General features: G+C 64.9%; 22 protein-coding genes. 17 read left to right on the top strand and 5 right to left on the bottom strand.

The features are described from left to right. The first annotated feature begins 138 nt into the window (after positions 1-138). From NEF64_RS08515 to paoC (NEF64_RS08485), 7 genes are read left to right on the top strand one after another with little or no spacing between them, the layout of a single operon-like run. The gene (locus tag NEF64_RS08515) at positions 139-1,371 is read left to right on the top strand and encodes an MFS transporter (protein ID WP_252574838.1); all 1,233 of its coding nucleotides are present in this window, start codon (positions 139-141) and stop codon (positions 1,369-1,371) included. Beyond that, positions 1,368-2,486 carry an XdhC family protein gene (locus NEF64_RS08510; RefSeq protein WP_056024456.1) on the top strand — a complete coding sequence of 373 codons (1,119 nt, stop codon included), beginning with the start codon at positions 1,368-1,370 and terminating at the stop codon, positions 2,484-2,486. Before NEF64_RS08515 ends, NEF64_RS08510 begins: the two co-directional genes overlap by 4 nt. Next, positions 2,470-3,108, top strand: a complete 639-nt coding sequence (gene paoA / locus NEF64_RS08505) for an aldehyde dehydrogenase iron-sulfur subunit PaoA (RefSeq protein WP_056405795.1) — start codon at positions 2,470-2,472, stop codon at positions 3,106-3,108. The genes NEF64_RS08510 and paoA overlap by 17 nt, the downstream gene beginning before the upstream one ends. Next, a complete protein-coding gene (locus NEF64_RS08500) occupies positions 3,105-4,055 on the top strand; it encodes an FAD binding domain-containing protein (RefSeq protein ID WP_056405796.1) in 951 nt (316 codons plus the stop codon). Before paoA ends, NEF64_RS08500 begins: the two co-directional genes overlap by 4 nt. Positions 4,056-4,059: 4 nt before the next feature. Beyond that, positions 4,060-6,267 carry an aldehyde oxidoreductase molybdenum-binding subunit PaoC gene (gene paoC / locus NEF64_RS08495; RefSeq protein WP_252574836.1) on the top strand — a complete coding sequence of 736 codons (2,208 nt, stop codon included), beginning with the start codon at positions 4,060-4,062 and terminating at the stop codon, positions 6,265-6,267. A 50-nt stretch (positions 6,268-6,317) separates the two neighbouring features. Continuing rightward, positions 6,318-6,926: a cysteine hydrolase family protein gene (locus tag NEF64_RS08490; RefSeq protein ID WP_056024818.1), complete on the top strand. Its 609-nt coding sequence runs from the start codon at positions 6,318-6,320 to the stop codon at positions 6,924-6,926. Further along, entirely contained in the window at positions 6,923-9,133 is a 2,211-nt protein-coding gene (paoC, locus tag NEF64_RS08485; protein WP_252574834.1) for an aldehyde oxidoreductase molybdenum-binding subunit PaoC, read from the top strand. Before NEF64_RS08490 ends, paoC (NEF64_RS08485) begins: the two co-directional genes overlap by 4 nt. 87 nt (positions 9,134-9,220) lie before the next feature. Here paoC (NEF64_RS08485) and NEF64_RS08480 read toward each other — a convergent pair whose 3' ends face one another. Further along, positions 9,221-10,417, bottom strand: coding sequence for an MFS transporter (locus NEF64_RS08480; protein ID WP_200912158.1), 1,197 nt, complete (start codon positions 10,415-10,417; stop codon positions 9,221-9,223). A gap of 218 nt (positions 10,418-10,635) precedes the next feature. Continuing rightward, positions 10,636-10,770 (bottom strand): hypothetical protein, encoded by a 135-nt coding sequence (locus NEF64_RS19260; protein ID WP_261362621.1) that lies wholly within the window; start codon positions 10,768-10,770, stop codon positions 10,636-10,638. A 158-nt stretch (positions 10,771-10,928) separates the two neighbouring features. On the opposite strand from NEF64_RS19260, the gene NEF64_RS08475 reads away from it, so the two are divergent. Next, a complete protein-coding gene (locus NEF64_RS08475) occupies positions 10,929-11,300 on the top strand; it encodes a cyclophilin-like fold protein (RefSeq protein WP_056024445.1) in 372 nt (123 codons plus the stop codon). A gap of 84 nt (positions 11,301-11,384) precedes the next feature. Next, complete coding sequence (locus NEF64_RS08470; RefSeq protein WP_056405799.1) at positions 11,385-12,293, top strand: LysR family transcriptional regulator; 909 nt, start codon at positions 11,385-11,387, stop codon at positions 12,291-12,293. Positions 12,294-12,615: 322 nt separating this feature from the next. Here the strand turns inward: NEF64_RS08470 and NEF64_RS08465 are convergent, their stop codons facing one another. Further along, entirely contained in the window at positions 12,616-14,955 is a 2,340-nt protein-coding gene (locus NEF64_RS08465) for a putative bifunctional diguanylate cyclase/phosphodiesterase (protein WP_252574922.1), read from the bottom strand. Then, positions 14,955-15,554: a cupredoxin domain-containing protein gene (locus NEF64_RS08460; RefSeq protein WP_056678003.1), complete on the bottom strand. Its 600-nt coding sequence runs from the start codon at positions 15,552-15,554 to the stop codon at positions 14,955-14,957. The genes NEF64_RS08465 and NEF64_RS08460 overlap by 1 nt, the downstream gene beginning before the upstream one ends. Positions 15,555-15,689: 135 nt before the next feature. On the opposite strand from NEF64_RS08460, the gene NEF64_RS08455 reads away from it, so the two are divergent. From NEF64_RS08455 to NEF64_RS08420, 8 genes are all read left to right on the top strand, one after another. After that, positions 15,690-16,586: a DUF3034 family protein gene (locus NEF64_RS08455; protein ID WP_082446640.1), complete on the top strand. Its 897-nt coding sequence runs from the start codon at positions 15,690-15,692 to the stop codon at positions 16,584-16,586. 12 nt (positions 16,587-16,598) lie between these two features. Further along, complete coding sequence (locus tag NEF64_RS08450) at positions 16,599-17,069, top strand: group I truncated hemoglobin (protein WP_252574832.1); 471 nt, start codon at positions 16,599-16,601, stop codon at positions 17,067-17,069. Positions 17,070-17,304: 235 nt separating this feature from the next. Then, positions 17,305-18,282: a bifunctional methionine sulfoxide reductase B/A protein gene (locus NEF64_RS08445; RefSeq protein WP_082446860.1), complete on the top strand. Its 978-nt coding sequence runs from the start codon at positions 17,305-17,307 to the stop codon at positions 18,280-18,282. A 292-nt stretch (positions 18,283-18,574) separates the two neighbouring features. Beyond that, positions 18,575-20,062 carry a DUF4153 domain-containing protein gene (locus NEF64_RS08440; protein WP_252574830.1) on the top strand — a complete coding sequence of 496 codons (1,488 nt, stop codon included), beginning with the start codon at positions 18,575-18,577 and terminating at the stop codon, positions 20,060-20,062. A 32-nt stretch (positions 20,063-20,094) separates the two neighbouring features. Continuing rightward, positions 20,095-20,796 (top strand): response regulator transcription factor, encoded by a 702-nt coding sequence (locus NEF64_RS08435; protein ID WP_252574827.1) that lies wholly within the window; start codon positions 20,095-20,097, stop codon positions 20,794-20,796. After that, positions 20,781-22,376, top strand: coding sequence for a sensor histidine kinase (locus NEF64_RS08430; RefSeq protein ID WP_252574825.1), 1,596 nt, complete (start codon positions 20,781-20,783; stop codon positions 22,374-22,376). Before NEF64_RS08435 ends, NEF64_RS08430 begins: the two co-directional genes overlap by 16 nt. Before the next feature lie 24 nt (positions 22,377-22,400). Further along, complete coding sequence (locus NEF64_RS08425; protein ID WP_200912178.1) at positions 22,401-22,841, top strand: ribosomal maturation YjgA family protein; 441 nt, start codon at positions 22,401-22,403, stop codon at positions 22,839-22,841. Positions 22,842-23,102: 261 nt separating this feature from the next. After that, positions 23,103-24,626 carry a diguanylate cyclase domain-containing protein gene (locus NEF64_RS08420; RefSeq protein WP_252574824.1) on the top strand — a complete coding sequence of 508 codons (1,524 nt, stop codon included), beginning with the start codon at positions 23,103-23,105 and terminating at the stop codon, positions 24,624-24,626. 160 nt (positions 24,627-24,786) lie between these two features. On the opposite strand, the gene NEF64_RS08415 is transcribed toward NEF64_RS08420, so the two are convergent. After that, positions 24,787-25,248, bottom strand: a complete 462-nt coding sequence (locus tag NEF64_RS08415) for a VOC family protein (RefSeq protein WP_082441320.1) — start codon at positions 25,246-25,248, stop codon at positions 24,787-24,789. Positions 25,249-25,394 lie beyond the last annotated feature (146 nt).

Here is a 25,394-nt window from a genome sequence, read left to right as displayed (position 1 = left end):
CGGATCGTCCTTCCCTAAATTAGCATTCTTCGCAGCCAACCGTTCGTCCCCGAACCGGCACGGCACGAGCGCCCGGATCCGTCGCGATCCCCCTCCACGACGGGTCCGGGCGCATTTGGCACAATCAGGAGAGCCATCATGGCAAGTCCCATCGCCGCGGTTGCGGACACGGATGCCGCGCGCATCGACGATCGGCCCGCCCGCTGGGGCGCGGTATATGCAATGGCGCTGTGCAGCTTCGTGCTGATCGCGTCCGAGTTCATGCCGGTCAGCCTGCTGAGCCCGATCGCACACACGCTGAATCTGACCGAGGGCAAGGCCGGACAGGCGATTTCCATATCCGGGCTGTTCGCGGTCATCACTAGCCTGTCGCTGTCCTCCGTACTGGGGAAAACGGACCGTCGGATCGTGCTGCTCGTCCTGACCAGCCTGCTGGTGGTCTCCGGTGCCATCGTCGCGTTTGCGCCGACCTATCTGGTCTTCATGGCCGGCCGCGCGCTGCTCGGTATCGCCATCGGCGGGTTCTGGTCGATGTCGGCTGCGATCGCCATGCGACTGGTGCCGAGCCACGCGGTCCCCAAAGCGCTCGCGGTCATCAGTGGCGGCAATGCACTGGCCACCGTGCTCGCGGCGCCGCTGGGCAGTTTCGTCGGCAGCCTGATCGGGTGGCGCGGCGCATTCTTCTGCGTGGTACCGGTCGCCGTCGCGGCAGTGATCTGGCAGGCGCTGACGCTGCCACCGCTTCCGGTTGCAGAACGACAGAGCGCCCGCGGCATGTTCGCCCTGCTGCGCCGGCCGCCCGTGGTATTCGGCCTGCTGACCGTCGCGATGCTGTTCGTCGGGCAGTTCGCGCTGTTCACCTATCTCCGCCCGTTCCTCGAGCAGGTGACGCATGTCTCGCCGGCCATGCTGTCGATCATGCTGCTCATTCTCGGCGTATCCGGATTCATCGGCACCGTCCTGATCGGGCGGGTGCTGAACGGGGGCCTGTTCCTCACCCTTGCCGTGCTGCCAGCGTTAATGGCGGCAACGGCGGCGGCACTGACGGTGCTTGGTACGTCCGTCGTGGCGGTCGGAATATTGCTTGCGGTTTGGGGTTTCGCAGGCACGTCCGCGCCGGTGGCGTGGTGGACATGGCTGGCGCGCACGGTGCCCGACGAGGCCGAGGCTGGCGGCGGGCTGATGGTGGCGATCGTGCAGCTCGCGATTACGCTGGGCGCGACGATGGGCGGCATCGTCTTCGATGCAGCGGGTCCGCGCGCCGAGTTTCTCGCCAGCGCCGGCCTTCTTGCGATTGCAGCACTCGCCGCGGTCGCGATCGGCCGAGCCGATCGTCGCCCCGCCGCCCCTGCCCAAGCCGTAGCGGCATGAAGCAGGCGCTGGCGATCCTGCGCTTCCTGCGCGACTGTGACGAACGGGGAGAGCGGGCCGCGCTGGTGACGCTGACCGACGTCACCGGCAGCGCGGCCCGCGCGCCGGGCGAGCATATGGCGGTGGCCGAAAGCGGACGGTCGCTGGGCTCGTTTTCCGGTGGGTGCGTGGAAGCCGCCGTGATCGCAGAGGCGCAGGAGGCCCTTGCCGAAGGGCGCGCACGTCACGTGCGCTATGGCGACGGTTCGCGCTACATCGACATTCGGCTGCCCTGCGGCGGGGGCATCGACCTGCTGTTCACGCCGACACCGGATCGTCGGCAGATCGATCGCGCCATCGCCATTCTGGAACGGCGCGAGCCGGTCGTGCTCCACCTCTCGCTCGACGGGACTATCATTGCCGCTTGGTCTCGCGACGGTGATCGCACGCGGTGGCTCGATACGATTTTCAGCGTACGTCACGATCCGGTCCTTCGGCTGGTCGTCATGGGACATGGCGCAGAGCCCGCCGCGATGCTCGACATCGCCCACGCCTATGGCGCCGACGCGACGCTGTTGAGCCCCCAGGCCTCGCTCGTCGAGGACACACGGCGGCAGGGACGATCCGCGGATCTTCTCCGGTTCGTCGGCCGCGTGGACGGATTGGCGATCGATCCCTGGACCGCGGTCGTGACGCTGTTCCACGATCACGACTGGGAGACGCCACTCCTGCTCCAGGTCCTGGAGCAACGCCCGTTCTTCATCGGCGCGATGGGCAGCATGAAAACGCATATCGAGCGTCAGCGGCGCCTTCTGGAAGCATGGGCGGAGCGCGATGATATCGCGCGGGTTGTCGGCCCCGTCGGTCTGATCAAGGCGACACGCGATCCCCAGACGCTAGCGCTCTCGATCATGGCGCAATTGGTCCAGGCCTATGAAGCGACAACGGCGCTCGAAAAGCCTCGCCCGGAGAGTTGGGCCATGAGCCATCCTCATGGTTTCATTGAACATCATGCACGCTCCAAACGGCACGGCGACGCGTTACAGTCCGAGACAATCGTTGATGTAGATCAGACAGTTACCGCGGACGCGCGGTACGGCAGCAAGAGAGATGAAGCCCATGCCCAGCATATCTGAAGTAGAGCTTTCGCGCCGTGGGCTCCTCGCGGGCAGCGCGGCGACAGCCGTGATCGCCGCATCGCCGGCCGGCGCCGTCGCGACGACGCCGCCCCAGGCTAGCGCCACGCCGACCATGCCGGTGCGGTTCAAGGTCAATGGTGAGAAGCGCGAGCTCAGCCTCGATCCGCGGACGACCCTGCTCGACGCGCTGCGCGAACACCTGCACCTGACGGGCACCAAGAAGGGCTGCGATCATGGCCAGTGCGGCGCCTGCACCGTGATGGTCGATGGGGTCCGCATCAATTCCTGCCTGAGCCTCGCGGTGATGCACGAAGGCGACGAGATCACGACGATCGAGGGCCTCGGCACGCCGGACAAGCTGCACCCGATGCAGGCGGCCTTCATCAAGCATGACGGCTATCAATGCGGCTATTGCACGCCGGGTCAGATCTGCTCGGCCGTCGCGGTCCTCGACGAGATCAAGCGTGGCGTGCCCAGCCATGCGCAGGGCGACCTGATGACCAAGCCGACCGCGACGAACGTCGAGATGCGCGAGCGCATGAGCGGCAACATCTGCCGCTGCGGTGCCTATTCCAACATCGCCGAGGCCATGGCCGAAGTCGCGGGAGCAAAAGCATGAGAGCTTTCACCTATGAGCGCGCGAAGGATGCGAGCGCCGCGGCGCGCGCGGTCGCCGGCAACCCGGCGGCCAAGTTCATCGCCGGCGGGACCAACCTGCTCGACCTGATGAAGATCGAGGTCGAGACGCCGACGCATCTCGTCGACGTGCAGGATCTCGGTTTCGACAAGATCGAGGCGACGCGTGAAGGCGGGCTGCGCATCGGCGCACTGGTGACCAACACTAACCTCGCCGCCGACGAGCGGGTTATGCGCGATTACGGCGTGCTGACGCGCGCGATCGTCGCGGGGGCATCGGGCCAGTTGCGTAACAAGGCGTCGACCGCCGGCAATCTGCTCCAGCGCACGCGCTGCCCGTATTTCTACGACACCAACATGGCGTGCAACAAGCGCAAGCCGGGTTCGGGCTGCGCCGCGATCGGCGGATACTCGCGCCAGTTGGGCGTCATCGGCGTCAGCGACAGCTGCATCGCGACGTTCCCGGGTGACATGGCCGTGGCGATGCGCGTGCTGGATGCGGTGGTCGAGACGGTCGATGCGACCGGCCAGCGCCGGTCGATCGCGATCGCCGACTTCCACCGGCTATGGGGTGACACGCCCCAGCAGGATACCGTGCTGAAGCGGGGCGAATTGATCACCGCGGTGACGTTGCCCAAGCCGCTAGGTGGCAAGCATTTCTACGAGAAGGTGCGCGATCGTGCGTCCTACGCCTACGCGCTGGTGTCAGTGGCGGCGGTGATCCAGCCAGACGGTACCGGGCGCGTCGCGTTCGGCGGCGTGGCCCCCCGCCCCTGGCGTGTCGAGGCAGCGGACGCGCTGCTGCCACGCGGTGCCGCCGCGGTGACCGCGCGTGCGTTCCAGGGCGCGACGCCGACCAAGGACAACGCGTTCAAGCTCCCGCTTGCCACCCGCGCACTGGCCTCGGTCATCGCCGAAGCGAAGGCATAATCGCATGAAGTTCGATACACCCGCCGTCGCCAACCCGATCGACCGGATGAAGGTTGTCGGGCGCGCGCATACCCGCATCGACGGCCCGCTCAAGACGACCGGGCTGGCGCCCTATGCCTATGAGCATCATCGCGAGATCGAGAACGCCGCTTATGGCTATGCCGTAGGCACAGCCGTCGCCAAGGGCCGCATCAACGCGATCGACACGGTCGCGGCGAAGGCTGCACCGGGCGTAATCGCGATCGTCACCGCCGCGGATGTGGACAAGCTTGGCAAGGGTAAGTTCAACACCGTCAAGCTACTCGCCGGGCCGGACGTCGATCATTATCACCAGGCAGTGGCGGTCGTCGTCGCCGAAACGTTCGAGCAGGCCCGCGCCGCGGCCGACTTGGTCCGCGTCGATTATGCGCGCGGCAAGGGCAGGTTCGATCTGGATGCGGCGTTGAAGACGGCGCCGCTGACCGACGCGGACAAGCCCGGCAAGGGCGAAGACCGGGTCGGCACGTTCGAAACCGCCTTCGCATCCGCGCCGGTCAAGCTCGATGCGCACTATACCACGCCGGATCACAGCCATGCGATGATGGAGCCGTTCGCCTCGATCGCCGCCTGGAACGGCGACGCGCTGACGGTGTGGACGTCGAACCAGATGATCGACTGGGGTCGCACCGATCTCGCCACCACGCTGAATATGCCGAAGGAGAAGGTCACCTTCCTTTCGCCCTATGTCGGCGGCGGTTTTGGCGGGAAGCTGTTCCTGCGCAGCGATGCGGTCCTCGCGGCGCTCGGCGCGAAGGCGGCAGGGCGTCCGGTCAAGCTGGCGATGAGCCGGCCGTTCATGGCCAACAACACGACGCATCGGCCGGCGACGCGCCAGCGCATCCGCATCGGCGCAGCGAAGGACGGCACGATCACCGCGATCGCGCATGAGAGCGGCTCGGGCGACCAGCCGAACGGCAGTCCGGAAGCGGCAGTCCTGCAGACGAACCTGCTCTATGCTGGAGCGAACCGCCTGACGTCGATGCGCCTCGCGGTGCTCGACCTGCCCGAGGGCAACGCGATGCGCGCGCCGGGCGAAGCGCCGGGCCTGATGGCGCTTGAGATCGCGATGGACGAGATGGCGGAAAAGCTCCGCATGGATCCGATCGCCTTCCGCGTGAAGAACGACACGCAGGTCGATCCGAAGGATCCCAAGCGACGCTTCTCGCAGCGTGAGCTGGTCCGCTGCCTGACCGAGGGTGCACAGCAGTTCGGCTGGTCGCGTCGCAACGCGCAGCCCGGCCAGGTTCGCGACGGGCGCTGGCTGGTCGGGATGGGCGTGGCATCCGCGTTCCGTAATCACATGAACATGACGTCGGGTGCTCGCGTCCGGCTCGGCAATGACGGCATCGTCACCGTCGAGACCGACATGACCGACATCGGCACCGGCAGCTACACGATCATCGCGCAGACCGCGGCGGAGATGATGGGCGTCCCCCTCGACGCGGTCGTCGTCAAGCTCGGCAGCTCGGCATTCCCGGTCTCCGCCGGGTCGGGCGGCCAGTTCGGCGCCGCCAACGCGACGGCGGGGGTGTATGCGGCGTGCGTCAAGCTGCGCGAGGCCGTCGCCCAGCGTCTCGGCTATAATTCGGCCGATGCGGTGTTCGACGGCGGCAAGGTCACGAGCGGCAATCGCTCGGCCGACCTTCGCCAAGCCGCCTCCTCAGGCGAGTTGGTTGCCGAGGACAAGATCGAATATGGCGATCTCGACAAGAGCTGGCAGCTGTCAACCTTCGGCGCACACTTCGTCGAGGTCGGCGTCGATAGCTATACGGGCGCGACCCGCCTGCGTCGCATGCTGGCGGTCTGCGCATCCGGGCGGATCATCAATCCGACCTCGGCGCGTAGCCAGGTGATCGGCGCGATGACGATGGGTGTCGGCTCAGCGTTGATGGAGGAACTGGCGGTCGACAAGCGCTTCGGCTTCTTCGTCAACCACGACCTGGCCAGCTACGAGGTGCCGGTCCGCGCCGACATCCCGCACCAGGACGTGATCTTCCTCGACGAGGCCGACGACAAGGCCAATCCGATGAAGGCTAAGGGCATCGGCGAGCTCGGCCTGTGCGGCGTCGGCGCGGCGGTAGCGAACGCCATGTACAACGCGACGGGCGTCCGCCTTCGCGATTATCCACTGACCCTCGACAAGCATTTCGATCGGCTGCCGGCGGTGGCGTGAGCCACGCCGCACTGGTCGAATGTGCTCTAGGGCGAATGGGAGACAAGATGATGATACCCGAAAAGACCGCCCTGTTGCTGATCGAGTACCAGAACGACTTCGTCAGCGAAGGCGGCGCCCAGCATGATGCGGTGAAGGCGGTGATGGCCGACACCGACATGCTGGCGCACAGCCGGGCCGTCGTCGAACGAGCGCGCGCGCAGGGCGTGACGGTGATGCACGCGCCAATCACCTTCGCGGAGGGTTATCCGGAGATCCCGTCCGATCCTTACGGTATCCTCGCCGGCATCAAGCAGGCTAACGCGTTCCGGAAAGACAGCTGGGGCGCGGCGATTGCCGATGCGATGGCACCGGTCGACGGCGACATCGTGATCGAGGGCAAGCGGGGCCTCGATTGCTTCGCGAGCACCAATATCGACTTCATCCTGCGTCAGCGTGGCATCACCGATCTGGCGATCGCCGGGTTCCTGACAAATTGCTGCGTCGAATCGACCATGCGCTCGGCGTACGAACGCGGCTTCCGCGTCGTCACGCTGACCGACTGCACGGCGACGCTGAGCCCCGAAGAGCAGCACGCTGCGGTCACGAAGAACTTCCCGATGTTCTCCAAGCCGATGACGCACGACCAGTTCCTGGCCGATCTGGAGACGAGTGCATGAAGTTCGACACGCCTGCGGGCACGACTCCAATCGACCGCCTGACCGTGGTCGGACGCGCACACACGCGCGTCGAAGGTCCCCTGAAGACGACCGGCACGGCACGCTACGCCGCCGAGCATCACGATTTCGTGCCAGATGCGGCCCATGGCTACATCCTGGGTGCAGCGATCGGCAAGGGACGCATCGACCGCATCGATACCGCGGCGGCACATGCCGCGCCCGGCGTCCGTGCGATCGTCACCTATGAAAATTCGGGCCCGATCGGCAAGGGCGAGTTCTACACCCAGCGCATTCTGGCCGGCCCGATGGTCGATCATTATCATCAGGCGGTCGCGGTCGTCGTCGCCGACACCTTCGAACAGGCGCGCGCGGCGGCGTCGCTGATCCGCGTCACGTATGCGCGCGGGAAGGGGCGCTTCGATCTGGCCGCGCAAAAATCATCGGCCCCGATCGCGCCGGAGGAACCGTTCGGTGGCTCGACGAACGCGTCGGTCGGCAACTTCGCAAGCGCGTTTGCCAGCGCGCCGGTCAAGGTCGACGAATCTTATACGGTCCCCGATCAGGCGCATGCGATGATGGAACCCCATGCGAGTATTGCGCGGTGGGATGGTGACAAGCTCACCTGCTGGACGTCGGTTCAGGCGATGAACTGGGGCTGTCGCGACCTGGGCCTCATCATCGGCACGCCAAAAGAAAATATCCGCCTGCATTCCCCCTTCATCGGCGGCGGCTTTGGCGGCAAGGGCACGACGCAGAGCGATCTGGCACTCGCGGCGATCGCCGCGCGGGTATCGGGCCGTCCGGTCAAGGTCGTGCTGCAACGCCCGCTGATGTTCAACAATACCATTCACCGCCCCAAGACGATCCAGCGCGTTCGACTGGGCGCCGGCAAGGACGGCCGTCTCGTTGCCATCGGTCACGATAGCTGGTCGGGCAACCTGGCGGGTGGCCGCACCGAGCCCACCAACCTGCCGACGCAGTTGATGTATGCCGGCGAGAACCGCCAGTTGCGGCGCTATCTCAGCCCTCTCGATCTCGCCGAGGGCAACGCCATGCGCGCGCCGGGCGAGGCCCCGGGGATGATGGCGCTGGAAGTCGCGATGGACGAGCTTGCGGAAAAGCTCGAAATGGATCCGGTCGCTCTGCGGATCGCTAACGACACGCAGGTCGACCCTTCGAAGCCCGAGCGCAAATTCTCCACCCGGCCGTTCGTGCAGTGCCTGAAAGAGGGCGCGGACCGGTTCGGCTGGAATGCGCGGGTCGCCAAACCCGGCAGCCGTCGCGAAGGCAAGTGGCTGATCGGCATGGGCGTCGCCAGCGCGATCCGTGGAGCACCGATCATGAAGGCCGGCGCCCGCGTGCGACTGGGCAAGGACGGACACGTCACGGTCGAGACCGACATGACCGACATCGGCCAGGGCAGCTACACGATTGTCGCGCAGACCGCCGCCGAGATGATGGGCGTTCCGCTCGAACGGGTGACCGCCAAGCTCGGCGATTCCACCTTCCCCGAAACACCCGGCTCGGGCGGCCAGGCGGGTGCCGCGTCGGCTACGGCTGGCGTATATGCCGCGTGCGCGAAGCTGCGCGAATTGGTGGCGCAGCGGATGGGCTTCAACACGACCGACGTGACGTTCGCGGACGGGCGCGTCAGTTCGGCGGGCCGTTCGGTCCCGCTGGCCGATGCCGCCAGGGACGGCGAGATCGTCGCCGAGGATGTCATGGAATTTGGCGACCTGAACAAGGAGTATGCGCAGCAGACCGTCGGCGCGCATTTTGCCGAGGTTGGAGTGGATGCCTATACCGGCGCGGTCCGCGTCCGACGGATGCTGGCGGTCTGCGCCGCCGGGCGTATCCTCAACCCGATCACGGCGCGCAGCCAAGTGATCGGGGGGATGACGATGGGGATCGGCGCCGCACTGATGGAGGAAATGGCCGTCGACACCCGCGTCGGCTTCTTCGTCAATCACGACCTTGCCGGCTACGAGGTGCCCGTCCACGCCGACGTCCCGCATCTCGAGGCGCATTTCATCGACGAGGTCGATGCGACGATGTCGCCGTTGAAGGCAAAGGGGGTCGGCGAGCTGGGTTTGGTCGGCGTCGCGCCGGCGATCGCCAACGCGGTGTACAACGCGACCGGCGTTCGGGTGCGCGAATATCCGGTGACGCTCGACAAGCACTTCGCAGGCCTGCCGGAAATCGCGTGACGCGACAGATCTGCAGCTGCGTTGCGAGGGGCGCGGCTGCGGTCGTCCACGCCGGTACGCTATAGCGTGCACGCAGCCGCCATCGCGTCAATGTTCGGTTCGAGCACCCGGCGTGAAGCCGTTGGCTGAAGCGGCGTAGGCAATGGCGAAGGCGACGCCCAGCAAGGCCAGCATCGCGGGGAAAAACGCAACGACGCCTGCGCTGCGATAGATCAGCGCGCCGACCGCGCCGCCGCACGCGATGCTCACGTTCCAGACCGTCGTCAGCATGGCGCCGACGATATCGACGCCCTCGCCCGCCGCGTCGGAGGCCGCCGTCTGGATCGAGGTCGCAGCCCCGCCGAACGTCAGGCCCCACAGGACGACGCCGACAAGGATGACGCTGTTGCTGTGCGGCAGAAAGCCGAGCACCGCAGTCGCAGCGGCGAACACCGCGAGGCTGGCGAGGACGTGGAGGCGCAGGTGGCGGTCCACAGCGGCACCCGCGATCCAGATCCCTGCGAGCGCGGCGCATCCGAACACCAGCAGGAGCAAGCTCACCCGGCTACCGTCGCCGGCCCATTCCGCGTACGGCGCGACATAGGTGTAGAGGATGTAATGCGCCGTCACCCAAGCGAACGCGGTGGCAAGGATCGGCGCCACGCCCGGCATCCGCAGCACGGCCAGGTTCGACAGCTTGCGCTCGGGCGGCTGGCCGGCGCTGTCCGGCATCTTCCACGCGACCGCCCCGGCCAGGCATAGCGCGAGCGCGGCTAGCACCAGGAACGCGATCCGCCAGCCGATCGCCCCGCCCGCGAACGTGCCCAGCGGCACGCCGACTGACAGCGCCAGCGGGGTGCCGATCATCGCCAGTGCGAGCGCGCGGCCCTTCAACCGATCCACTACCAACCGGCGCGCATAGCCTCCGAGGATGCCCCAGCCGAGCCCGGCGGAAACGCCCGCCGCAAACCGCGCGACGAGCGTTACCGCATAGCTGTGGGAGAGCGCGGTCACGACATCGAACACCAGCAGGCCGAAGATTGCCGCGAGCAGGAGTGGCTTGCGCGCATAGCTCTGCGTGACACTGACGAGCGGAATGGCCGCCATCACCGATCCGACGGCATAGACCGTCACCATCTGGCCGGCGAGCGCGCGCGAAATGTTCAGATCATCGGCGACCTGGGGCAACAGACCTGCGGGGAGCGTCTCGGTCACGATCGCGGTGAACCCGGTCAGCGCGAGCAGGATGAGCGCGCCAACGGGGAGCGTATCGCGCTCGGCGCGCGCCTGTGGTTCGATATCCAAGACTTCACCTTTGTGCGATCGCCGGACGAGCGACGTGCCCGATCGATGGGAGAAGACTGTCCTACGATCCGCCCGCGCAATCGCGGCATGGCGGCTGCTCAACGCCCGGATGAGCAGGCGTCATGACGGCCGTTACGTGGCGCGGACACCGTCGCACGCTGAGCGCCGCTCATCATGGCATCAACGCAAGACCGTGTTGTTCGGGTCGGGGGCGGCGGTTAGATCAAGATAGACACACGTGCCGGCCGAGGATCGCCGCGCTTGAAGCCGCCCTTGCCGATACGCTGGCGACCAAACCGCGACGCCACGGCTTGCTGCTTCAGCTTGGCGATGATCCGGCGGTCGCGTGCCATGCGGGCGTAAGGGGAAGGTGACGATGCGCGCTATCGAGGCAGGACGCCCCCTTCTCTGTCTGTTGGCTCTGCTGACGGCATGCGGCCAACCAGCAGCGACCGCGAAGGCAAGCAACGCCTTGATATCGTATGCAAACAGCGCGCGAGAGACACGAACAATGACGACTATCGAAATCGATGCCGGGACGCGTCAGTGGACTGCGCAGATTGCGGACTCCCCCTCGGCACGCGATTTCCTCGCGCAGCTGCCGCTCGACCTGACGCTGACCGATTATGCAGCGACGGAAAAGGTCGCCACTTTGCCCCGACCGCTGACCCGCGACGGCGCCCCGGCCGCGGTCACGCCGCGCGCCGGAGAGATCGGCTATTACGCGCCGTGGGGGAACATCGCGCTTTACCACAAGGACGGCCCGCACTCTCCCGGCCTCGTGATCCTCGGTCGGATCGACGGCCCTTACGCCGATCTCGCGAGCCCCGGTGCCGTGAAGGTTACAATTCGACAGCGCGTCGCTCCTCCGACCGAACGCTGATCCTTCGAGGGAGGACGCCCCTGCCGATCCCGCAGTCGCCCGTCGATCGCTTGCGAGGCTAAACCATAGAGCCCAGGATACACTATGCCGACCAGCCGATCCGATCTCGCCGACCTGACCTACTTCCTGGCAATCTCCCGACATCGAAGTTTCAGGCTCGCCGGGCTCGAACTCGGGGTCAGCGCATCGGCGCTCAGCCATGCCTTGAAGGGGCTCGAGGCACGGCTCGGCGTCCGCCTCCTCCACCGCACGAACCGGAGCGTCACCCTGACTGCCGCTGGCGAGGAGTTGCGAGACAAGGTGGCTGAGCCGTTCGGCACGATCGATCAGGCTGTCGAGAGCCTCAACCGCTATCGCGACGCGCCAACCGGGCGGGTTCGTCTGAACGTCGCCGCCGAAGCGGCGCCCTTATTGCTCGCGCCGGTCATGCCGATCTTCATCGAGCGGTATCCCGATATCGAGATCGACATCGCCGCGCGGGACCAGATGACCGACGTCATCGAAGATGGCTTCGACGCCGGGATCCGTTACGCCGGAACGGTGCCCGAGGACATGGTGGCGCAACGTCTTTCGGGCGAGCTTCGCTGGATAGTCGTCGCATCCCCCGCCTATCTCGAGAAGTTCGGCGTTCCGCAGCACCCGTCGGATTTGGAACACCACCATTGTCTCGGCGTCCGCCTCGGAAATGCGCATATCTACCGCTGGGAATTCGAAGGCCCCGAGGGCGAATTCTCGGTCCCCGTCGCGAGCAAGGTCCTCGTCAACGGGGGGCGCGCGATGCTGGCCATGGCTCTCGCGGGGACCGGACTTATGTACGGCATGGAGGCAACCTTCGCCCCCTATCTCGCGCGCGGAGAACTACGCCCGGTGCTAGAGGAATGGTCAACGATGGGCCCGGCATACCACATCTATTATTCCAGCCGTCGCCAAGTGCCGACTGGCCTGAAACTTTTGATCGAACTCATTCGCGAGTTGCGTCCGCTAGGCCTTTAGACACGCGAATTGGAAATGCGCACGCAACGTCGGCGCTCATCGCGAACTGCTCGTACCATCGGTTGTCGTAGACATGCGCCATACGCTCCTTGGCATCGAAGACCCATAAGTCGCCGTTCAGAGCCCTCCCCGGCTTTCCCAACTTCAGACGCTCGTTAATCTTAGCCAGACGGTCTCGACCGGCCACCAAAGCCGGCCTCGGAGAGCAAAAAGTGAGACAAAACCGTCGTCCGGGTAATCTGGCTTGAAAGTCGGGTTTCGGATATCTGGCCATCTTCAGACGTCGTGCGCCGCCTTGAGGGGATGCCCCCTCTTCCATCCGTTAGGCAGCCTGGCTCGTTCTATTCTCGAGCAGCCCGGCGATACGGCAACTCGCAACTGGTCGGCTGAATAGATACCCCTGGATATTACCGCAGCCCTCGCCGCGCAGCAGGTCGAGCTGCCCGATATCCTCGACGCCCTCGGCGGTCGTTTCCATGTGCAGCGCGGTCGCCAGGTCTACGATCGCGCGGACGATCGCCGCGGCGCTCGGATCGCTGGCGATGCTCGTGATGAACGAGCGGTCGATCTTGATCTTGTCGAACGGGAAGCTGCGGAGGTAGCTGAGCGACGAATAGCCGGTGCCGAAATCGTCAAGCGCAACCCGGATGCCCATCGCGCGCAGCTTGTGCAGCAACGCGATCACCGGCCCCTCGCCGTCAAGGAAGACCGATTCCGTGATCTCGATCTCGAGCCGATCGGGTGCCAGCCCGCTACGCGAGAGCGCCTGTAGAATGATCGCCTGGAACCCGGTGTTGCGAAACTGCAGCGGCGACACGTTTACCGCGACGCGGACATGCTCGGGCCAGTGTATCGCCTGACGGCAGGCCTCCTGCATCACCCATTCGCCGATCGCGATGATCAGCCCGGTATCCTCGGCGATCGGAATAAATTCGGCCGGGGGAATGATGCCGCGCTCCGGATGATGCCAGCGCACCAGCGCTTCAAACCCGCCGATCCGGTCCGCCTTCAGGTCGAACACCGGCTGGTAGTTGAGGACAAAATGGCCCGCCTGAATCGCCTCGCGAAGGTCGAGCTCGACCTGCCGACGCCAGCGCGCCGCGGCGTCGAGCGCGGGTTCGAAGAACCGGAAGACGCCGCGACCGTCTTCTTTCGCGAGATACAGCGCGAGATCGGCATTCTTGAGGAGCTCGTCGGCGTCCTCGCCGTCGACCGGGCCGATCGCGATGCCGATGCTGACCGCCGTCGCGATCCGGTGGCCATCGGCCTCGACCGGCTGGCGCATCATGTCGAGGATGCTCTGGGCGAGGACGCGCGGGCGATCGGCATCGAACTGGCCCGACAGGATCACCGCATATTCGTCACCGCCGAGCCGCGAGACCAGCCCGTCGGGCGCGACCTCGCTCAACATCGCGCCGATCGCTTTCAGCAACGCATCGCCGACCGGATGGCCGAGCGTGTCGTTCACGCCCTTGAAGCGATCAAGATCAAGACACAGCACCGCGATCGCCCCGCCGGTCCGCCCGACCTGAAGGATCGCCTGGTCAAGCGACTGACGAAAATACGTCCGGTTGGGCAGGCCGGTGAGGACGTCGTGGAACGCGAGATGCGTGATCCGGTTCTCGCGTTCGACGATACCGACCGACATCCGATTAAAGCTGGCGGCGAGCCTGCCGATCTCGTCGCGCCCCTTCACGACGATATGGGCACGCCCGCCCTCCTCCAGCGCTCGCGCGGCGGCGTCCAGCGCGGCGATCGGTCCGGCGATCCCCCTCGCCAGCCGCCTGCTGCCGAGCACGACGAGGATCAGCCCGGCCAATCCGGCGAGCGCGATGCCCGCCTGCAACGGCAGGTACGGGGTCAGTGCGGCGTTGAGCGGATAGCGGATCAGGATTGCCGCCTGCGGTCGACGTGTCAGACCGGCAAGCGGCTTTGCGATCGCGAAAGCGCGGCCGATTGACAGGTTGAGCGTTGCCAGAGTCCGGGTTGATTGCGATGCGTCGACCAGATCGTCGATCGCGGAGTCGGATCCGATCGACCTGTCCGCCGCGTGCCAGCGCCCTGCGCCATCGCTTCGCAGGATCGTTGCGATCAGCGGGATCGCGGACAAGCGTTCGAGCGCGCGCATCTCGGTGCCGTCGAGCCGCACTGCGAAGACCACCCAGCCTACCTGCGTCGGTGCCATAACCGGTGACAGGATCAATCGGTACACCTGCCCCGCCACGACCACGACCGCGTCGCGCCGGCCGTCCGGCATCGCGAAGGGGAACCGGGCAGCCGTCGCGGCAAGTGCGCCCGAGGGGCCGGTAACCTGCCCGTCCTGATCAACCACGAACGCGGCGGTGGCCTCGGCCCGGTGGCTGATATTGGCGAGCGCGGACGCGATCGTCGGCCGATCGCCGCTGGCGACCGCGGCCCGGAATCCAAAATCTCGCGACAACAGGTTCGCGGACGCAATCAAGGATTGCGACCTGAGCGACCAGATTCGATCGTAGACGCTGCCGCTGGCAATGAGTTCTTGGCGCACGGAGTCGCGCGCATGCATCCAGATCATGGCCTGCGCGACGAACGCGAGTATCACCAGCGTCACCGCGAACAGGCTCGCATACAGCACCGACAGCTTGGTCCGGAGATGGCGAAACCGCGGCGGGCGCAAAGGCATCACCGGTGCAGCACGAAGGTCGTGGCAAAGCCGGTGGCGGCAACATCGATCGGCTGGGACGCAGTGCTGCCGGGCGCCCGGATCGAGGGGTGCCAGACGCGGACCGTCGCTGTGCCTGGGGGCACGCCGGTAATGCTGACATGCCCAGCCTGGTCGGTCAGTTCGGCAAACGGGGTGGCGGTCACGAACACGAACCCGCTCATCGAGTCATGAATGTTGCAGCCGAGCGGGACCACGCCCGGACGGTCGAACAGGACGGTCCGCGACTCCTCCTGCCCGTAGAGTTTAAGGTCGAACTTCCTGGCCTTCGAAAACGAATAGACGTGGTGACGCACCCGATCGCGGTTGGGGAAGCCGACCGTCGCGCCGACGGGGACGATCAGCACATGCGGTTGAAACGCGATGTCCCGCTGCTCGATCATGTATGGCCCGCGCACCGTCACCCCCGGCGCCTTGGGCGTCTCGATCGTGACCACCGCGCCCGGCAGCGGCTTGCCGTCGAAACCACGGACATCGATCACCACCGGGGCGGCATGCGCAGCGACAGGCAGCGCAGACGCCGCGAACAGCAAACTCAGGCGGAGGACGGATACGTGCATGCATCGGCTTCTAACAGTCGGAGAATTGCAAACCGGTAAACGTCATCGGCTTGTCATGCCTTTTCGACCGGGCGACGCGGCGATGGCCTGGCGAGGGAGACCGAGTATTAACCAATGGTCTCCAAGAGATGCCGGATGATTCGTATTCCGCTTTCGACTGTTGCCGGATGTATCGCGAAGGTCGCGGTGGCGACCGCCGTCATGACGACGACCCCCGCCGCGGCACGCGAGGGTCGCGCCGGCGGCAAGCTGATGCTGACCAACGGCGTCACCACGATCGAAGGCAGTTCGGGTGGCGGCATCTCCACCTGGGCTCTGATCGCCGGCAACGAAACCGTCGACGGGATCGGCGGGTCCGCGCATGTCTCGGTCATCCTGCTGCCGGACTATCGCTGGGAAAGCCACGGCGCAGCCATCGGCGTCCACGACCGGTTGGAACTGAGCTACGCCCGACAGAATCTCGACACACGCGACGTCGGTGCAACGCTCGGTATCGGCCGCGGCTACACGCTCAACCAGGACGTGTTCGGTGCCAAGCTGCGCGTCGCCGGCGATGCCGTCTATGGCAGCCCCTACCTGCCCCAGATCGCGATCGGCATGCAGTACAAGCGCAGTTCCGATCCGCAGATCGTCGCCGCGGTTGGCGGGCGCCACACCAGCGGAACCGACCTCTACGTCGCTGCCACCAAGCTCCTGCTGCGGCAGAGCATCCTGCTCGGCACCACGATCCGCTACACCAAGGCCAACCAGAACGGCCTGCTCGGGTTCGGTGGCGATCGCGGTGCAAATCGCCGCGTCCAGATCGAGAGCACGCTCGGGTATCAAATTTCGCGCCAGCTCGTCGTCGGCGGCGAATACCGGTCGAAACCCGACAATCTCGGGTTCGCCACGGAAAATGACTGGAAGACCGTCTATGCCGCTTATGCGATCAGTAAAAACCTGACTGCGACCGCGGCCCTTGTCGATCTCGGATCGATCGCGACGGCCGAGCGCCAACGCGGCGGCTTCCTGTCGCTCCAGACGGCCTTCTAGGGAGCGTTTTCGATGATCTTGCTTGCCCTGCTCGTCCTCCTCCAGACCGCACCCACGCCACCGGGCGAGGACCCGGTCGCGCCCTATGCGATGAGCGACGCCAATGTCGGCGGTGGTCCGTTCAAGGGCGTTGCCATGCTTGAGGCGTTTCACGGGGTGGCTGGCATCGACCGGATCGTCGACGATCTGGTGAAGACGAGCCAGGCCGATCCGCGGATCGGAGACATCTTCAAGGGGCAGGACATGGTCCGCCTCCGCCGCACGCTGAAGGAGCAGTTCTGCGTGCTGTTGAACGGCGGCTGTAGCTATACCGGTCGCGACATGGCGACCGCGCACAAGGATCTCGGGATCCAGGCGAAGGACATGAATGCGCTGGTTGAAAACCTCCAGGGCGCCATGCGTCACGAGGGTGTGACGTTTCCAGCCCAAAACGCCTTCCTCGCCAAGCTTGCGGTAATGAAGTCGAACGTCGTCACCCATTAAAAAATGACCCAGAAGGCGACGCTCAGGGCATCCTATCACCTCGCTGGAACCGGTCATTTGTTCAGGTTTCAGGATCGGAAGGTATCGGCCGAGCATCCCGAAGGACGCGCATGTTGTCTAGAATGTGCCATCGCCTGAACGCAAGCTCCTGCAGCTTCTTGCTTAGCGTCAACGCGCGGCTGCGGCCGTCCAGCACCTCGACACCAGAGACACGGCGCACCACATTCGGCCGATCATGACCAACTATCCCAAGACTAGCGAGGCCGTCGCCGCCCTCACACCCGAGCAGTTCCGTGTTACTCAACAGAATGGAACCGAGAGTCCCGGCACCGGCCTGCTGCTAAAGAACAAGCAGGCGGGCATCTATGTCGACATCGTCTCGGGCGAGCCGCTGTTCGCCAGCACCGATAAGTATGAGTCCGGCTGCGGATGGCCGAGCTTTACCAAACCAATCGATGCCGCCAGCGTAAAGGCAACACGCGACTGGTCGATGCTCATCCCGCGCACGGAAGTGCGCTCCGCGCGGGGCGATAGCCATCTCGGCCACGTCTTCAAGGATGGACCGCGAGACTGCGGTGGCTTGCGCTACTGCATCAACTCGGCCGCACTTCGCTTCGTGGCACGTGCCGACATGGCTGCGGAGGGCTATGGCGGCTATCTCGACCAGATTGAGGAACCACCCGTGACCACACAGCGTGCAGTGCTGGCCGGCGGCTGCTTCTGGGGCATGCAGGACCTGATCCGCAAGCTTCCGGGCGTCGTCTCGACGCGCGTTGGCTATTCGGGCGGCGAGTTGCCAAACGCGACGTACCGCAACCACGGCAACCATGCTGAGGCGATCGAGATCGTCTTCGACCCCGCCCGCATGGACTTCCGCGCGCTGCTCGAATTCTTCTTCCAGATCCACGACCCGACAACGGTGAACCGGCAGGGCAACGACCGCGGCGCGAGCTACCGCTCGGCAATCTTCTACACCGACGACGTCCAGAAGGCCGTCGCTGAGGATACTATTGCGGACGTCGAGGCGTCGGGGCTCTGGCCGGGCAAGGTCGTAATGGAGCTGTCCCCAGCAGGCGACTTCTGGGAGGCCGAGCCGGAACATCAGGATTATCTCGAGCGCAGACCCAAGGGATACACGTGTCACTACGTCCGGCCAAAGTGGAAACTGCCACGGCGTACAGCTGCTGCCGGAAGCGAGACCGCCGCGACTTGACTACAGGCCGACCCGGGCGAACCATGGCGCGGCGGTGGGGGACCCAGCTTTGGACGTTCAGCGCGCCTTGGCTGCTTGCCGAAACCAGACTTCTGTTCAGGTCCCATGATTGCCCGGTATGGTCGCCAGCCTCACTGTCGTTCGGAGTAACTTCGTCGGCAGAAGAGATCGGCATCATGACCGACTTGCTGCACTGGTTCTGCACATTTTCTCCCTCAGGACTCCCGATAGCCGCGATCATCCTTCCATACCGTCCGCTTAGATCACCCGCTTCAAACGGCAGGAGCGGATCGTGCGTTTTAGTTTTCTCTGCAAGATTGCGATCGTCATCGCCCTAGTGGTGCTGTTCGATCGGCTGTTTCCTGATAGCTTCTCGGGCGCCCGCATCGGTGGGTTCGCGGGCGTCTGGCTGATGGGCCTCGTTCTGGGCAGGGGCGATGTCAGGCGGAACAAGCGCGCATGCATCGCACTTGCGGTCGCGGCGCTCTTCACGGGGTCGCTATTCGACGATCCGGGGCCGCTTGCCTGGGCCCTCTTCTGGTGTGCGCTCTCCGTCGCCGTGCTGCTGCCAAAGGTCAGTGGCTTCGACGATGCCTGGCATTGGGGTGCGCGCCTAATGATCCATGCAGTTGGGGGGATCGGCAAGCCCTTCGCCGATCTTCGGCGGTTCGGGCGGTCCAGGCAACGCAAGCGCGCCAATGCCGGCTCCGTCATGGCAATGCTAGGGTTACCGCTGGTGGGCGGCGCCTTGTTCGTCACATTGTTCGCCGCCGCTAATCCACTGATCGCGCAGACCCTTGCGGCGATTCGACTGCCGTCGGTGTGGCAAATCCTGCTGTGGACTTTTGTAGCGGTTTGCGTCTGGCCGAGCCTGCGGCCGCAGGCGGCGGTGATGCGCCTGGCGGGTCGTCTGCCCGATCCCGAGCCGGTGCTGCCCGGCACGTCGCTGCCGTCGGTTCTGATCGCGCTTGCCTTATTCAACGCGATCTTCGCCGTTCAGAACGGGCTGGACATTGCGTTCCTGTGGAATGGCGGAGCGCTGCCTGCCGGCATGACCCAGACCGAATACGTGCATCGCGGCGCCTATCCGCTGATCGGCACCGCACTGATCGCCGGCGTGATGGCGCTGGCGATGCTTCGCCCGGGCAGCGCGAGCGCGCACCACCCCTGGGCACGGCGACTCGTGACCTTGTGGGTGGTGCAGAACCTGGTTCTGGTCGCCTCCAGCATACTCCGGACGATCGACTATGTCGAAGCCTCGATGCTGACGGCGTGGCGCATCGCCGCGCTTGCATGGATGGCGCTGGTGGCGCTTGGGCTGGTGCTGATCTGCTGGCGCATCCTGCGCGGGCGCAGCGCGCGGTGGCTGATCAACTGGAACGCGTTCGTCGCTGCGGTCGTGCTGACGGTGTGCAGCTTCGTCGACTTGGGCGCACTCGCGGCATCGTGGAACGTTCGCCAGCAGGCACCGGCAGCGATCGACCTCTGCTATATCGGTCAGGTCGGCGATGGGGCGCTGCTGCCGCTGATCGCGCTGGAGCACCGTCGAATGGATGCGGTGACACGCGACCGCGTGCGCTACGCTCGTGATCTGATCTTCACCAACCTGTTGGCACGGCAGGACAGCTGGACGGAGTGGACGCCCCGTGGCGCGCGTCGCCTGGCCCGGGCGACGACGATGCTCGGGCCCAACCCTGCTCGACCGCTGGCGGTGGACCAGCCTGCATGGCGCAACTGCGACGGCTCGATCGAACATCCGGCACCGCCGGCCCAGCCTTGACCGCGCGAGCGCCAGCCATGATCCAGTGTCCCATGCCCCGCACGATCCTGATCGCCGACGACGATCCCCACATCCGACAGCTTCTCGCCTTCGCGCTCGCCAAGGCCGGGCTTGACACGATCGAGGCTGAGGATGGCGAGGCGGCGCTGGCCGCGGTGGAGAGCCATGCGCCCGATCTCGTCGTGCTCGACATCAACATGCCGCGGATGGACGGGATCGAGACGTGCCGCCGCTTACGCGCGCGGAGCGACCTTCCAATCCTGTTCCTCTCCAGCCGCGACGACGAGCTCGACCGCGTGCTCGGCATCGAGCTCGGCGCGGATGATTATGTGACCAAGCCGTTCAGCCCACGCGAGGTCGTTGCACGGGTGATGGCGATCCTGCGCCGCACGGCGGGGCGTCCGCCGGCGGTCGCCGATGCCGCCCCGCCGCTCCGCCATGGCCGCCTGCATCTCGACCCGGATGGCTGGCAGGCGAGCTGGGCGGATCAGCCGGTGCCGCTGACCGCCACCGAATTTGGCATCCTTCGCACGCTCGTTACGATGCCATCCAAGGTGTTCAGCCGCGATGCGCTCATCGACCGGCTGCATGGCCCTGGTTTTGCCATCACCGATCGCACCATCGACAGCCACGTGCGCAATTTGCGCGCCAAGTTCGCAGCCGTCGGTGCCCAGGACGTGATCGAGACGCGCGCCGGCATTGGCTATCGTCTCGGGGTGTGCGGCGCCAGATGATCGAGCGGGTTAAAAGCGTCGTCCGCCACCACTGGCCACGGCTGCGTCTGCGGACGATCCTGCTGCTTACCTTCCTGTTCGTGGCCGCGCTGCCGGGCGTCGGCGCGCTGTTCCTCCGGGTCTACGAGAACTCACTCGTTCGCCAGACGGAAGCGGAGCTGGTCGGCCAGAGCGCGGCACTGGCGGCCGCGGCAATCGTCGAATGGCCGGGCGTTCATGCGCGCGCGCTGCCGCAGCAGATTGTCCCACAGCCGCCGTCGGTCGATCTGCGCATGACGCGCATCCTGCCGGAGCGACCCGAGCCCCGGCCTTCGGCAGGACCGCAGGGGCGCGCACCGATCGTCTGGGGCCATCATATGCGGCCAGTCCTGCAGCTGACCTCGCGCACTACGCTGGCATCGATCCTGCTGCTCGACGCGAACGGCCGCATCCTGGTTGGTTCACAGACGGGAGCCTCCTACGCCGATCTGCCCGAGGTGCGATCGGCGCTGGACGGCCAGCGGGCGACGACGCTCCGCCGCAATAGCGCCTACCGGCAGCACTACCTCCTCGAATGGTTGAGCCGGGCGTCGGACCTGCGCATCCATCACGCCCACCCGATCGTCGCCGACGGGCGCGTCATCGGCGTGCTCTTGCTGTCACGCTCCCCGCGCGTGCTGTTTGCCGGGATCTACGAAGATCGGGGCAAGATCGCGCTCGGCATCGTGCTGATCTTCGCGACGTTAGTTGTTCTGAGCGGGCTGCTTTCGCGCGGCATCGTCCGGCCAGTCGAGGCGCTGGGCGACGCGACGCGGGCGGTCGCGAGCGGCGGGGGTTCGGTGCCGCCTGCCCCGACCACCGCCGCCGTCGAGATCCAGGCGCTCTACCGAGACTTCGGCGTAATGGCCGAGGCGATCGAACGGCGCTCCCGCTACCTGCGCGATTTCGCGCACGCGGTCAGCCATGAGTTCAAGACCCCCCTGGCCGGGATCGGCGGTGCGGTCGAGTTGCTCCAGGACCATCCCGACATGGGCGCAGCGGATCGCGAACGCTTTCTCGCCAACATCGGCGCGGACGCGGCGCGCCTGAACCGGCTCGTCAGTCGCCTGCTCGACCTCGCCCGCGCCGACATGGCCGAGATGGTTGAGGGTGCCGCCACCGACCTGTCCGACGTCATGCGCCGTGTGGCGGATGCCTTCACGGGTGCCAACTTCGACGTCGTGCCGGAACCGGCCGCGGGGCTGCCGAGCGTCGCTGTGCCGCCAGCGGTGATCGAAACGGTGATGACCGGCCTCATCGAGAACAGCCGACAGGCCGCAGCATTCCGCGTCTCGATCGCAGCGCGGGCGTCAGGTGAGTTTGTAGAACTGGCGTTCCGAGATGACGGTCCAGGCATCCCCCTGGGTGATCGCGACCGCATCTTCGAGCCCTTCTTCACCAGCCGCCGCACATCGGGCGGCACCGGACTTGGGCTGCCAATCATCCGCTCGCTTCTCCAGGCGCACCACGGCACGATATCCCTAGACCGGGACAACGGTAGGGGCGCGGTCTTCCTCGTCACGCTGCCTTCATGCGCCGTCGCACCGACGCGGAAGGCATAGATGGTGCGGGGAAGGCCACTCGCATTGTCGGCGCTACTGATCGTCGCCACCATCGCGACTGGTCTTACGATCAGACTAGCGCCGCTCGGGCTGCCGAACGCCTTCGTCAAATATGGCGGATCGCTGATGTGGGCGCTAATGATCTACTGGATCGTTTCGTCCGTTCGCCCACTTTGGCAGCTCATGCGCGGCGCTCTCGTATCGAGCGCGATCGCGTTCTGCGTCGAACTGTTCAAACTCTATCACACGCCCCTGCTCGACGCCTTTCGGCTGACCTTGCCCGGCAAGCTTCTCCTTGGGCGCGTGTTCTCGCTATGGGACCTGGTCGCCTACGCGGTTGCGATCATCGTCGGCGTTATGGCGGACCATATGATCTGGTCCAGTATGCAGCGCCTGCCTTCTGCTGAGCGTCAGGATGAGCCGCGATTGGGAGCAATCGGGCCGGCCGACCAACAGCCTCGCTAGATCGGAAACACCACGGCTCTGTCGGCCTCGACCCATCAACCGCCGTCTACGGCGGACGGTACGCTTCCCAGCTTCGAACACCGGCTCATGTGTTTCGCGTCAATTAAGCCAGCCCCCGTGTCTTGAGGGAAGCGTTCAGATAGAATGCCTTCACCTTTTGCGTTTAATTAGAGACGTGTGAAAGCCACTGAGAGCCCATTCGTTCGCGACATTCCTGACGGAACGTACGTCGAGCTTGTTGCCAGTCTGTGCGGCACGCGCATGCCCGCAGCGATCATGACGTTGCTGTTCCTCGTGGTTGGTGTGCTCAGCGTTCACGCCTCACGGGATATCGCTCTAGCGAGCTTGGTCGCTATAGGAACGATCGCGAGCGTAGCCCGCCTTGCCGTTTTGATCCGCGGGAGACGGCTGTGCGATAACCCCGAAATGCCCTTACTCACTGCCAAGCGCTTTGAGCGCCGGTTTGCACTCACCTATTGGGCCTTTGCGACTGTCTTCGGTCTATTTGCCGCACGATCGTACATGCTGCCGCTTGCAGAATGGCAGATGCCCATCGGCATTCTCGTCGTGGGATACGCCGCAGGAGCAGCATCTACGATCGCGATGCGCCCTTACATCGTTATTACGAGCCTGATTGTCGCTGTAATCCCGCCAGCTTTAGTTCTTCTACTGCGGGGAGATCCGAACGCGATCGTTTCGGCTCTTTGCCTATTTGCGCTGCTCACAGGCGGCCTTCGTAGCGCTAGCCAACGATATCGTTCGCAGTTGGCAAAGACGACAACGCGACACGCCTTTGCTCGTCAGGTCAAAACGGATCACCTCACTGGGCTTGGCAACCGGCTGGCTCTCGCCGAGGCATTTGAGACAAACGCCCGGCCAGAGCGACACGGACGTATCGCGTTTCACTATGTCGACCTCGACGACTTCAAGCCGGTCAACGACCGGCTTGGTCACCAGGTAGGCGATAGCTTGCTGTGCTTGGTCGCCGATAGGTTGCGGACATCTATAAATCCTGACGACATGGTTGTTCGGCTTGGAGGCGACGAATTTGTCGTCGTGCAAATGGACTCCGAGTCTGACTTTGACGTTGAGCAACAAGGATTACGCATCGAACAGGTCTTGAACCGCTCCTATGTGTTAGAGGGCCATTCGGTTAACTGTGCCGCCAGCGTCGGATCAAGCCGCTCTACTGGTAACAATCAGAGCATGAATTGCCTTCTGGTGGCTGCGGACGAAGTGCTGAGGCGGAGAAAGGCAGAGCGAAAAAGCCGCCATGGAAGTCCGCCTGTCAATACCGGCAGTCCCAAACAACGTGATGCGATTGATTACGTCTCGGTCGCGGAAGGACGCACAGACAGCCATTCGGTCGCGCACGACATGCTCAGTGATGGCGAAGCGTATGGACGATTAGCCGCTACCGGCATCGCCGCAACAACTTGGGAGAGTGCGCCGGATGGTCTTATTGAGACCGACAGCCCCAGCTGGCGGGCCTATACCGGTCAAAGCTATGACGATTGGAAAGGATATGGTTGGCTAACCGCCATCCATCCCGACGACCGAATAGCTACGATGCAGAAGTGGCGTGAGACCGTACACGATCGGCAAGCGGTTGACGCGGAGTACCGGCTAAGAGGGAAGGACGGGCAGTACCGTTGGATGAGTGTGCATGCCGTCCCGTTGCGCACCAAGGACGGACAGATCGTCAGGTGGCTGGGTATCAACATCGATATTGATGATCGAAAGCAGCAGCAGCTTTTACAACATAGCACCGATCTTTCGGTTTAAATTAAAAAGACCCACTTGCGGTCATTCGCGGCCTCTTTCTGGCTCCCCAACTTCTGCCATCCATTCAGTATTGCAGCAGAGAAGGTGCTGAGCCTCGGCCCTGCACGCTGACTCGCCAGCTTTCAAAGGATGATGAGGCGGCAAAGCTTTTGCCGGCCCATTAACGGGCTGTCGGCTGCATAAGCTCTATCGTGATATGATCGGGGCCTGAAACGTAGGCCACCAACGTTCCCTTCCGTGGACCACCTGGGATCGGCAGCGGATTACCTTTCGCCTTCCATCCTGCTGCCTCGACACGGGCAATGGCGACATGAATGTCCTTTACGGTCAGAGCCAGGTGGGCCGCTCCGATCGATCCCGCGCCGCTGGGCACCGTCCCGTTCTGGAGCCCGTTTGAATATTCCAACAGTTCGACCACGTAGCCGTCTTGTGCCTTGACGATTGCCGTTCTCACTTTCGGATCATCGACACCTGTCACCTGATGCAGGAAGTCGCCCCCCATCTCCGATTGCCGCTCAAGTGTGAAACCGAGCGCTCCCGTCCAGAACCGAACGGCTTCGTCCAAAGAAGATACAGCGAAGCCTGTGTGGTCCACGGCAATTACGTTTGTGGCGTCCGTCATTACTGCCCTCTCACTGGTATGCCGCCCGTGCTTACCACGCGACCGTTCACCATCGTAAACCGCTTTCCCTAAACCCTTTCCCGCATACACTTTCCCAACATGGGCTGGTGGACACGGAGAAACGGAAAGGCTTTGAGCCTTTTAAA

The organism is Sphingomonas aerolata (assembly GCF_023935825.1).
Classification (GTDB): domain Bacteria; phylum Pseudomonadota; class Alphaproteobacteria; order Sphingomonadales; family Sphingomonadaceae; genus Sphingomonas; species Sphingomonas aerolata.
Note: the sequence above shows the minus strand (reverse complement) of the source record. Positions and strands in the feature narration are given on the sequence as shown.

Excerpts from the sequence above, each read along its gene's own strand:
- NEF64_RS08515 (WP_252574838.1), top strand. The coding sequence starts at position 139 with ATGGCAAGTCCCATCGCCGCGGTTGCGGACACGGATGCCGCGCGCATC.
- NEF64_RS08510 (WP_056024456.1), top strand. The coding sequence starts at position 1,368 with ATGAAGCAGGCGCTGGCGATCCTGCGCTTCCTGCGCGACTGTGACGAA.
- paoA (WP_056405795.1), top strand. The coding sequence starts at position 2,470 with ATGCCCAGCATATCTGAAGTAGAGCTTTCGCGCCGTGGGCTCCTCGCG.
- NEF64_RS08500 (WP_056405796.1), top strand. The coding sequence starts at position 3,105 with ATGAGAGCTTTCACCTATGAGCGCGCGAAGGATGCGAGCGCCGCGGCG.
- paoC (WP_252574836.1), top strand. The coding sequence starts at position 4,060 with ATGAAGTTCGATACACCCGCCGTCGCCAACCCGATCGACCGGATGAAG.
- NEF64_RS08490 (WP_056024818.1), top strand. The coding sequence starts at position 6,318 with ATGATACCCGAAAAGACCGCCCTGTTGCTGATCGAGTACCAGAACGAC.
- paoC (WP_252574834.1), top strand. The coding sequence starts at position 6,923 with ATGAAGTTCGACACGCCTGCGGGCACGACTCCAATCGACCGCCTGACC.
- NEF64_RS19260 (WP_261362621.1), bottom strand. The coding sequence starts at position 10,770 with ATGGCACGCGACCGCCGGATCATCGCCAAGCTGAAGCAGCAAGCCGTG.
- NEF64_RS08475 (WP_056024445.1), top strand. The coding sequence starts at position 10,929 with ATGACGACTATCGAAATCGATGCCGGGACGCGTCAGTGGACTGCGCAG.
- NEF64_RS08470 (WP_056405799.1), top strand. The coding sequence starts at position 11,385 with ATGCCGACCAGCCGATCCGATCTCGCCGACCTGACCTACTTCCTGGCA.
- NEF64_RS08465 (WP_252574922.1), bottom strand. The coding sequence starts at position 14,955 with ATGCCTTTGCGCCCGCCGCGGTTTCGCCATCTCCGGACCAAGCTGTCG.
- NEF64_RS08460 (WP_056678003.1), bottom strand. The coding sequence starts at position 15,554 with ATGCACGTATCCGTCCTCCGCCTGAGTTTGCTGTTCGCGGCGTCTGCG.
- NEF64_RS08455 (WP_082446640.1), top strand. The coding sequence starts at position 15,690 with ATGATTCGTATTCCGCTTTCGACTGTTGCCGGATGTATCGCGAAGGTC.
- NEF64_RS08450 (WP_252574832.1), top strand. The coding sequence starts at position 16,599 with ATGATCTTGCTTGCCCTGCTCGTCCTCCTCCAGACCGCACCCACGCCA.
- NEF64_RS08445 (WP_082446860.1), top strand. The coding sequence starts at position 17,305 with ATGACCAACTATCCCAAGACTAGCGAGGCCGTCGCCGCCCTCACACCC.
- NEF64_RS08435 (WP_252574827.1), top strand. The coding sequence starts at position 20,095 with ATGCCCCGCACGATCCTGATCGCCGACGACGATCCCCACATCCGACAG.
- NEF64_RS08420 (WP_252574824.1), top strand. The coding sequence starts at position 23,103 with ATGCCCGCAGCGATCATGACGTTGCTGTTCCTCGTGGTTGGTGTGCTC.
- NEF64_RS08415 (WP_082441320.1), bottom strand. The coding sequence starts at position 25,248 with ATGACGGACGCCACAAACGTAATTGCCGTGGACCACACAGGCTTCGCT.